This window comes from Arenibaculum pallidiluteum (assembly GCF_017355985.1).
In the GTDB taxonomy this organism is placed as follows: Bacteria; Pseudomonadota; Alphaproteobacteria; order Azospirillales; family Azospirillaceae; genus Arenibaculum; species Arenibaculum pallidiluteum.
Window position 1 is genome coordinate 222,967 of sequence record NZ_JAFIQU010000008.1, and the last position, 7,896, is coordinate 230,862.

Genomic DNA, 7,896 nt, shown 5'->3' on the forward strand with positions numbered 1-7,896 from the left:
GTCAGGTCGGCCGTGCGGCCGGGGCGGCCAGGAGCTGGTCCAGGCGGATCGGCAGCTCGCGGATCCGCAGGCCCGTCGCGTGGTGCACCGCATTGGCCAGGGCCGCGGCGACGCCCGTCATCGCGACCTCGCCGAGCCCCTTGACGCCGAGGGCGTTGAGCCTGGGGTCCGGCTCGTCGATGAAGCCCACGTCGATCTCGGGGACGTCGGCGTGAACGGGCACCACGTACTCGGCCAGGTCCGCGTTGACGAAGCCGCCATAGCGACCATCGGTTTCGCTGATCTCCCGCAGCGCGCTGCCGAGGCCCCAGATTGCGGCGCCGCGCACTTGGCTCTCGGCGGTCCGCGGGCTCACCACCCGCCCGCAGTCGACGACGGTCACGATCCGCGGCACGCGCACCCGCCGGGTCCGCGGCTCCACCCTGACCTCCGCGAAATGGGCGGCGTAGCTCATGGAAACGAAATCCGGAAACTCCGGCCCCTGCACGGCCGGAAGTCCACCCTGCAGGCGCTGGAACACCGCGTCCGGCTGCCCCGGCGCCTTCGTGGCGACCTCCACCGCGACGCTGGCGCGCCCCGCGCGCCGCAAGACCTCGGCGGGCGCACCGCCGGAATAGCCGGGGTCCAGCGAGCGGAGCGCCTGGATCAGCCGCTCGCCCGCGGCATCGGCTGCGGGCGTCGCGGATGCCGTGCCCCAGGAGCCCGCCGTCAGGTGCTGGTCCGCCGCGCGCGTGTCCCCGACGATGATCTCGATCGTGCGCGGATCGACCGAAAGGCGGCGGGCCAGGACGTTCGCAAGGGCGGTGCGGATGCCCTGCCCCATCTCGTGGCCCGCGACGGCCAGGCGGATGCGGCCGTCCGCGAAGGCCTCGAGACGGGCGGCCGCAGGGGAGGCCGCGGCCTTGTGGGCGCCGCAGGCGACGCCCCATCCGATGGCCGTGCCGTCGCGCTCGACCATGGAAGCGGGCGCCATGCTCCGCCGGGCCCAGCCGAACCGCTCCGCGCCACGCCGCAGGCACTCGGCGAGATGGCGCGAGGACAGGGGCCGTCCGGTGAGAGGGTCCACAGTCGTGTCGTTGGCGAGGCGCAGGGCGACCGGATCCATGTCCAGCGCGTAGGCCAGCTCGTCCATGGCCGACTCGAAGGCGAAGCCGGCAGGATGTTCGAAGGGCGCGCGCATGTAGCCGGGCGTCTGGACATCGGTCCGCACCATGCGCTCGTGCCCCCGGAAGTTCCGGATGCCGTAGAGCCGCGCCGTCATCTCGGTGAAGGATGCGGGGAAGAGATCGTGGCGCGAGGTCTGCTGGTCGGCCTCGTGGATCGCGGCCGCGATCCTGCCCGCGCGGTCGGCGCCGAGCCTGACGCGGTGGCGGCTCGCCGGCCGGAAGCTCGCGCCGTGGAAGCCCTGGGAGCGGCTGACGACGAGCTTGACCGGGGCGTCGAGGCGCCGGGCAGCAACGGCCGCCAGGACGGTGTGCGACTGGTGCGAGTTCTTCTGGCCGAACGCGCCGCCGGCCTGGGGCGAAAGCACCTGGACCCGCGCCGGGTCCAGGCCGAGCTGCCGCGCGAGGCCATGGCGCACGGCCCCCGAGTTCTGCGAGCCCTCCTTGACGATCAGCGTGCCGTCACGCCATTCGGCCACCGTCGAGAGCAGCTCGAGCGGATTCGGATGCTGGGGCGGGCTGAGATAGGTCGCATCGACCTTCACCGCCGCCGCGGCGTAGGCCCCGTCGGCATCGCCCGCAACCTTGTCCGCATACGTCGCCTGCGGCAGCGGCGAGCCATGCTGCGCGACAATGTCCTGCGCCGGGGCATCGAGCGAGAGCTGGAAGGGCTCGACCGCGTAGGTCGCTGCGACCAGCGACGCGGCATGCTGGGCTGCCTCGACGGTGTCCGCCACGACGAGCGCGATAGGCTGCCCGCGGTAGTGGATCGCCGGCGAGAGCATGGGCTGGAAGCTCTGGAAGGCGAAGCCACCGCCCAGCAGGAAGCCCGCCGACTGGACGCCCTGCATGTCCTGATGGGTCAGCACCAGGCGCACGCCCGGCGCGGCGCGGGCGCGCTCCACGTCCAGGGACACGATCTGGCCCCGGTTCACCGCGGCGACGGCGAGGGCGCCGTGCAGCATGCGCGGCCGGGCGTCGTCCGCGGCATAGATCGCGGCGCCCCGGACCTTGTCCCACGCGTCGACGCGCGGCGTCGACGGATACTTCCCGTCCGGCATGCTCAGGCCCTCCCCGCGGCAATCGTCAGCGCGTCCGCCACCGTGCGGCGCGCGAGCTCGATGCGGAACTCGTTGTGGCTCCCCGGCTGCGCGTCCCGCATGGCGATCCGCCCGGCCTCCTCGGCCGCCCGGCCGGTCAGCCGCCGGCCGCGCAGCATCTCCTCCGCCTCGCGGGCGCGCCACGGCCTTGTCGCGACGCCACCGAGCGCGATCCGGGCCTGGCGGACGACGTCCCCGTCCATCTCCAGCCCCACCGCGGCCGAGGCCAAGGCGAAGGCGTAGGATTCGCGGTCGCGGATCTTGTGGTAGGTCGAGGCGCGGCCTGCGCGCGTCGCGGGCACGCGGATGCGGGTGATGACCTCGTCGGGCCTCAGGCTGGTCTCCACATGCGGCGTGTCGCCGGGATCCCGGTGGAGCTGCTCGACGGGCAGGCTGCGGGCGCCATTCGGGCCGAGCACGTCGATCTCTCCGTCGAAGGCCACGAGGGCCACCGCGAAGTCGCCGGGATACGTGGCGATGCAGGAGCGGCTGCCGCCGAGCAGCGCGTGGCCGCGGTCGATCCCGCCGATGGCGTCGCATCCGCTTCCGGGCTCGCGCTTGTTGCAGGCGAAGGGCGCGCCGCCCCGGAAATAGGGGCAGCGCGTGCGCTGCAGGAGGTTCCCGCCGAGGCTCGCCATGTTGCGGAGCTGCTGAGAGGCCGCGCGCCACAGCGCCTCCGAGAGCGCGGGATAGCCCTCGACCAGCCGCCTGTCCGCGGCGACGTCGCTCATCCGCGACAGGCCGCCGAAGACCAGCTCGCGCGGGCCGGAGGTGTCGAAACCAGAGAGCTCCTGCACGGCGTTGATGTCGATGACATGGCTTGGGCGCTCGACGCCGAGCTTCATGAGGTCGTAGAGCGTGGTGCCGCCGGCAAGCAGGCGGGCGCCGGGCCCGGCTGCCGCGAGGGCGCGGACGGCCTGCTCGGAGGTGGCCGCGCGGGTGTAGGTGAAGGGGTGCATGGCTCAGCCCCCCATCCGGGGGGCGGCCTGCTGGATCGCGGCGACGATCCCCGCATAGGCGCCGCAGCGGCAGAGATTCCCGCTCATGTACTCGCGGATTTGGTCGGCCGATCCGGCGTGGCCCTCGCGCACGCAGGCCACCGCTGACATGATCTGTCCAGGGGTACAGTAGCCGCACTGCAGGCCGTCGTGGTCGATAAAGGCCTGCTGCATCGGGTGCAGTTCGCCGGACGAAGGGGCAAGGCCTTCGATCGTCACGACCTGCCGGCCTTCGAGCTGAAGCGCCGGCGTCAGGCAGGACACGACGCGGCGGCCGTCGACATGGATCGTGCAGGCGCCGCACTGCCCGTGGTCGCAGCCCTTCTTGGCGCCAGTCAGGCTGAGCTGCTCGCGCAGCATGTCCAGCGCCGAGGTCCGCGGGTCCAGGCTCAGCTCGTACGGGGCGTCGTTAATTGTCACGCGCAGGGGGATCCGTTCCGGCGCCGGTGTCGAGGCCGGCTGGGCGATGCCGCTCGCGACGCCCGCGACGACCGGCAGCGAGATGCCGGCAGCGATCACTTCGCGTCGATTGGGGTGGGGCAGCCCCTGCGTCCCGCAATCACCTTCGGCATCGCTCATGACCAACCTCCCTAGGCGCTGTGGAGCGTGCATGGAGTGTGTCGGTTCGCACTCGTGCCGCGCCGACCTCCGGGTAGGAACGATACCGAATGGGTTCGACGGGGACTTGCCGGATCCCACACGAAATTTGCCTATTGCTGCCGTGGCGCTGGCGCGCATCCCGGCACGGCATTAGATGCAGTCCAACCAGGGGACGGTGGCGCATGGACGCTTTGAAGCAGGCGATCATCCGGTATGCCGACATGCACGCGAATGCCGACGGGCTGGCGGTCGCACCCATCGCCGGCGTGCGCGTGATGTGCGTGCGCGCGCCGGGTGGCGTCATGAGATCGGTCTACCGGCCGCTGGTCTGCATGGTGCTGCAGGGCACCAAGCAGATGACTGTCGGCCCAGAGGCCGGAGAGTTCTCCGCCGGACAGTCGGTGATCGTCGCCCATGACATGCCGGTCACCGGACGGATCGTCCGCGCGTCCCTGGACGAGCCCTATATCGCGCTGGCGGTGGAACTTGACGTCGGTGCCATCCGCGATCTCGCTGCGGAGTTGGAGATCGCCGAGACGCCGGCCGGCCGCGGAGGCACGGCACTGTTCGTGGACGACACGGAGACGGCGGCCCTCGATTGCGGCATGCGTCTGATGCGTCTGCTCGATCGTCCCGAGGCGGCGCCGGCCCTGCGCCCGGCGATCCTGAAGGAGCTGCATTATTGGCTGCTCGCGGGGCGTAACGGCGCGGCGATCCGCAGGCTGGCGCTCCCGGACAGCCATGCGCAGCGGATCGCGGCCGCGGTCAGGATCCTGCGCGCCGAGTTCCACGAGCGCATCCCGGTGCAGCGGCTCGCGGCGGCCGCCAGGATGAGCACCTCCGCCTTTCACCGGCGGTTCAAGGCCGTGACCTCGCTCACGCCGGTCCAGTTCCAGAAGCAGCTTCGCTTGATCGAGGCGCGGCGGCTGATGCTCGCCGAGGGCTATTCCGCCAGCCGGGCAGCCTTCGACGTCGGCTACGAGAGCATCTCGCAGTTCACCCGCGAATACGGGCGCATGTTCGGCGCCTCGCCGCGCCGGGACACACGGTCAGCGGGACGGGGCTCCGTCGCCGCGGCCGGCAACGGTCTGGCCGGCCGCAGCCCCGCGGGTCCGGGCTGAGGACCGGAGCGAGGGAGACGCGGATTGCCACCCCGCACCTGCTTCCCGCCGGCAACGCGCCCGTCGCCCGGGCCGGAGACTAGCGCGATTCTTGCAGGTTTCTCGCTGCCCCTGGACGCCTTGTTTCCGGTGGCGGTCCGCCTCGACAGGGGCTGCGTAGAGCAGCCTGCCTCAAGTTCCGGGAAATCTGCCTGATCCTCCGGAACGGCGTATTCACAAGTCGCACAATGAGGCAAGCGGTACGATGTTCAGCGACGACGATGACGGAAGGAGCATCTGATGCAGCTCGACGACCTTGCGGCCCGGGTGATGTCCTATGCGGATGCGAACCGTTTCGGCGATGAGCCCGTCGCGACGCCCGTCGCAGGATTGAAGATGGTGCGCAGCCGCGTGCCCAGCACTTCGACGCCCACGATCTACCGGCCTCTCTTCTGTCTCGTCCTGCAGGGGACGAAGCAGCTGGTGGTCGGAAGGAACACGCTGAACTTCGGCCGGATGGAATCCCTGGTCGTCAGCGTCGACGTTCCCGTCCTCGGACGAGTCATCGATGCGAGCCCCGAGCAGCCCTATGTCGCCCTGGCGCTGGACCTGGACATGGCGGAGCTGCGCGGGCTCGTGCACGAGGCCCGGTTCCCGGCAGGGGACATGGCGGGCTGCGCCGCGCAAACGCTCGCAGGCGACGAGCAGATCGTGGATGCCATGCGGCGCCTCTTCGCCCTGACCGAGCGGCCCGAGGCCGTGCCGGTGCTGCGGCCCCTGATCGTGCGCGAGATCCACTACTGGCTGCTGAATTCCCGGCATGGCGCGATGCTGAAGGACCTCGCGCATACCAACACCCATGCCGCCCAGATCGCCCGGGCCATCGCCCGCATCAAGGGCGAGTTCACCAGCCCCCTGCGCGTCGCCGAACTGGCCCGCGTGGCAGGGATGAGCGTCTCGGCGTTCCACGAGCATTTCCGGTCGGTGACCGGCACGACGCCACTGCAGTTCCAGAAGCAGCTGAGGCTGACCGAGGCGCGCCACCTGCTGATGAACGCGGGCTATTCCGTGTCCGGCGCGGCCTTCAAGGTCGGCTACGAGAGCCCATCCCAGTTCAGCCGCGAATACACGCGTCAGTTCGGGGTCTCGCCCAGCAAGGACCTGGCCGGCGCGATGGCCGCCACGCGGAGCATCCCCTGGAACGGCCATGCCATTCCGGCAGAGGTCGTACAGAACGCCTGGCTGGCGGAAGGCACAGCGTAAATCGGCGCAGGAGGCGGGACGCCCGGCCAGCCGGAAGCGCGGCCGGCCGGGCGTCCGCGTCGGGTACCCGCGTCGTCAGTCCATGCCGAGGGCGGCCTTGTAGAGCTCCAGCAACTCCTCCTGCTCCTGGCGCTCTTCCTTGGCCTGCTTGCGCAGCCGGATGATCTGCCGAATGATCTTGACGTCGAAGCCGGTGCCCTTCGCCTCGGCGTAGACGTCCTTGATGTCGTCCTGCAGACCCTTCTTCTCCTCCTCCAGGCGCTCGATGCGCTCGACGAAGGACCTCAGGCGGTCGCCCGCGATGCCGCCGACGTCGTTTGTCGTATCAGCCATGCTCGCACTCATCCTCGGGAAGATCGGCCGGGGAGGAACCGGCCCGCAGGAGTAGGACTTTCGGGGAGGTTCTTATAGTCACCGGCGGCTCAGGAGTCGAGACCGTGGCGCGTCTCCTGGATCAGCCAGTCCACCACCGCTTGATAGGCCTCCTCCTCGCTCGCGCCGGCGGCCAGGGCGTCCAGGCGCACGGCCCGCTGCCGGTCCGCGCTGGTCCCCCGGCGCACGATGTCGCGGGCGTTGGCGAGAGCGTTGGCGCAGCCCAGCGCCTCGGCGTCCTCGGCCGTATGGGCGAGGATCTCTTCCAGCAGTTCGGAATAGGGGACGACAGCGCCGCGGCCGTAGTCGACGAGCCCGTCCCCGAACCCGTAGCGCTGCGCGCGCCACCGGTTCTCCTCGATCAACAGGTTCCGGTAGGGCCGCCAAGTCTGGTTCAGGGTGCGCAGGCGCCAGAGCATACGCAGCAGGCAGGCGAAGAGCGCGGCCACGGAGACGGCGTCGTCGAGCCGCGTGCACACGTCCGAGATCCGCATCTCGAGCGTCGGGAAGCGCCAGGAGGGCCTGAGGTCCCACCAGAGCTTGGTTCCGTCCTCGATCACGCCGGCGTCGATCAGCATCTGGAGCTGCTGGCGGAACTCGCCATAGCTCTGGAAATGCTCGGGGATGCCGGTGCGCGGCATCTCGCGCCAGACCGCCAGCCGGTAGCTCTTCAGCCCGGTGTCGTGCCCCTGCCAGAACGGCGAGGAGGTTGAGAGCGACAGCAGATGCGGCAGGAAATACCGCGCCTGGTTCATGAGGTCGATGCGCAGGTCGGCATCCTCGATCCCCACATGCACGTGCATGCCGCAGATCATCAGGCGCCGCGCGGGGGCGCCCATGTCGCGGGCCAGCATGTTGTAGCGGTCCCGGTCCGTGTGCTGCAGCGGCGCCCAGGTCGCGAAGGGGTGGGTCGAGGCGGCGATGGGCGCCAGCCCGTAGCGCGAGCCGACCTCGCAGATCGTGCCGCGGAGCCTGGCGAGATCGGCGCGCGCCTCGGCCAGGGTCGCGCAGACCTTCGTCCCGACCTCGATCTGGCAGCGCAGGAACTCGGGATGGACCTGCTCGGGCGCTATGGCCTGGCAGGCCGCCAGCATCTCCTCGGGCGGGGCCGGGACGATGTCGCGCGTCCGAAGGTCGACGAGGAGGTATTCCTCCTCGATTCCCAGGGTGAAGCTCGGCGGGGCGATTGCCATTGCGGGTCCTCAGAAATGCTCGACGCGGTAGAGTGCGGGATCGGCGAGGATGGGCTTCAGGGCATCGGCGAGGCGGGCTGCCCATTCGGCCTCGCCTTCGGGGGTTG

7 protein-coding genes are annotated in these 7,896 nt (G+C 70.6%); 2 read left to right on the top strand and 5 right to left on the bottom strand.

Features of this window, described 5'->3' with window-relative positions:
• Position 1 precedes the first annotated feature (1 nt).
• From JUB13_RS17990 to JUB13_RS18000, 3 genes are read right to left on the bottom strand one after another with little or no spacing between them, the layout of a single operon-like run.
• Positions 2–2,224, bottom strand: coding sequence for a xanthine dehydrogenase family protein molybdopterin-binding subunit (locus JUB13_RS17990; protein WP_207481405.1), 2,223 nt, complete (start codon positions 2,222–2,224; stop codon positions 2–4).
• Between the two features lie 2 nt (positions 2,225–2,226).
• Entirely contained in the window at positions 2,227–3,222 is a 996-nt protein-coding gene (locus JUB13_RS17995; RefSeq protein WP_207481408.1) for an FAD binding domain-containing protein, read from the bottom strand.
• 3 nt (positions 3,223–3,225) lie between these two features.
• Positions 3,226–3,840, bottom strand: coding sequence for a (2Fe-2S)-binding protein (locus JUB13_RS18000; RefSeq protein WP_207481410.1), 615 nt, complete (start codon positions 3,838–3,840; stop codon positions 3,226–3,228).
• A gap of 203 nt (positions 3,841–4,043) precedes the next feature.
• Between JUB13_RS18000 and JUB13_RS18005 the strand changes: the two genes are divergently transcribed.
• Both JUB13_RS18005 and JUB13_RS18010 read left to right on the top strand, forming a co-directional pair.
• Complete coding sequence (locus tag JUB13_RS18005) at positions 4,044–4,982, top strand: AraC family transcriptional regulator (RefSeq protein WP_207481412.1); 939 nt, start codon at positions 4,044–4,046, stop codon at positions 4,980–4,982.
• A gap of 279 nt (positions 4,983–5,261) precedes the next feature.
• Complete coding sequence (locus JUB13_RS18010) at positions 5,262–6,224, top strand: AraC family transcriptional regulator (RefSeq protein WP_207481414.1); 963 nt, start codon at positions 5,262–5,264, stop codon at positions 6,222–6,224.
• 75 nt (positions 6,225–6,299) lie between these two features.
• Here the strand turns inward: JUB13_RS18010 and JUB13_RS18015 are convergent, their stop codons facing one another.
• Together JUB13_RS18015 and JUB13_RS18020 are read right to left on the bottom strand one after the other, a co-directional pair.
• The gene (locus JUB13_RS18015; protein ID WP_207481416.1) at positions 6,300–6,557 is read right to left on the bottom strand and encodes a DUF2312 domain-containing protein; all 258 of its coding nucleotides are present in this window, start codon (positions 6,555–6,557) and stop codon (positions 6,300–6,302) included.
• A gap of 89 nt (positions 6,558–6,646) precedes the next feature.
• Positions 6,647–7,783, bottom strand: a complete 1,137-nt coding sequence (locus JUB13_RS18020; RefSeq protein ID WP_207481447.1) for a carboxylate-amine ligase — start codon at positions 7,781–7,783, stop codon at positions 6,647–6,649.
• Positions 7,784–7,896: the final 113 nt, after the last annotated feature.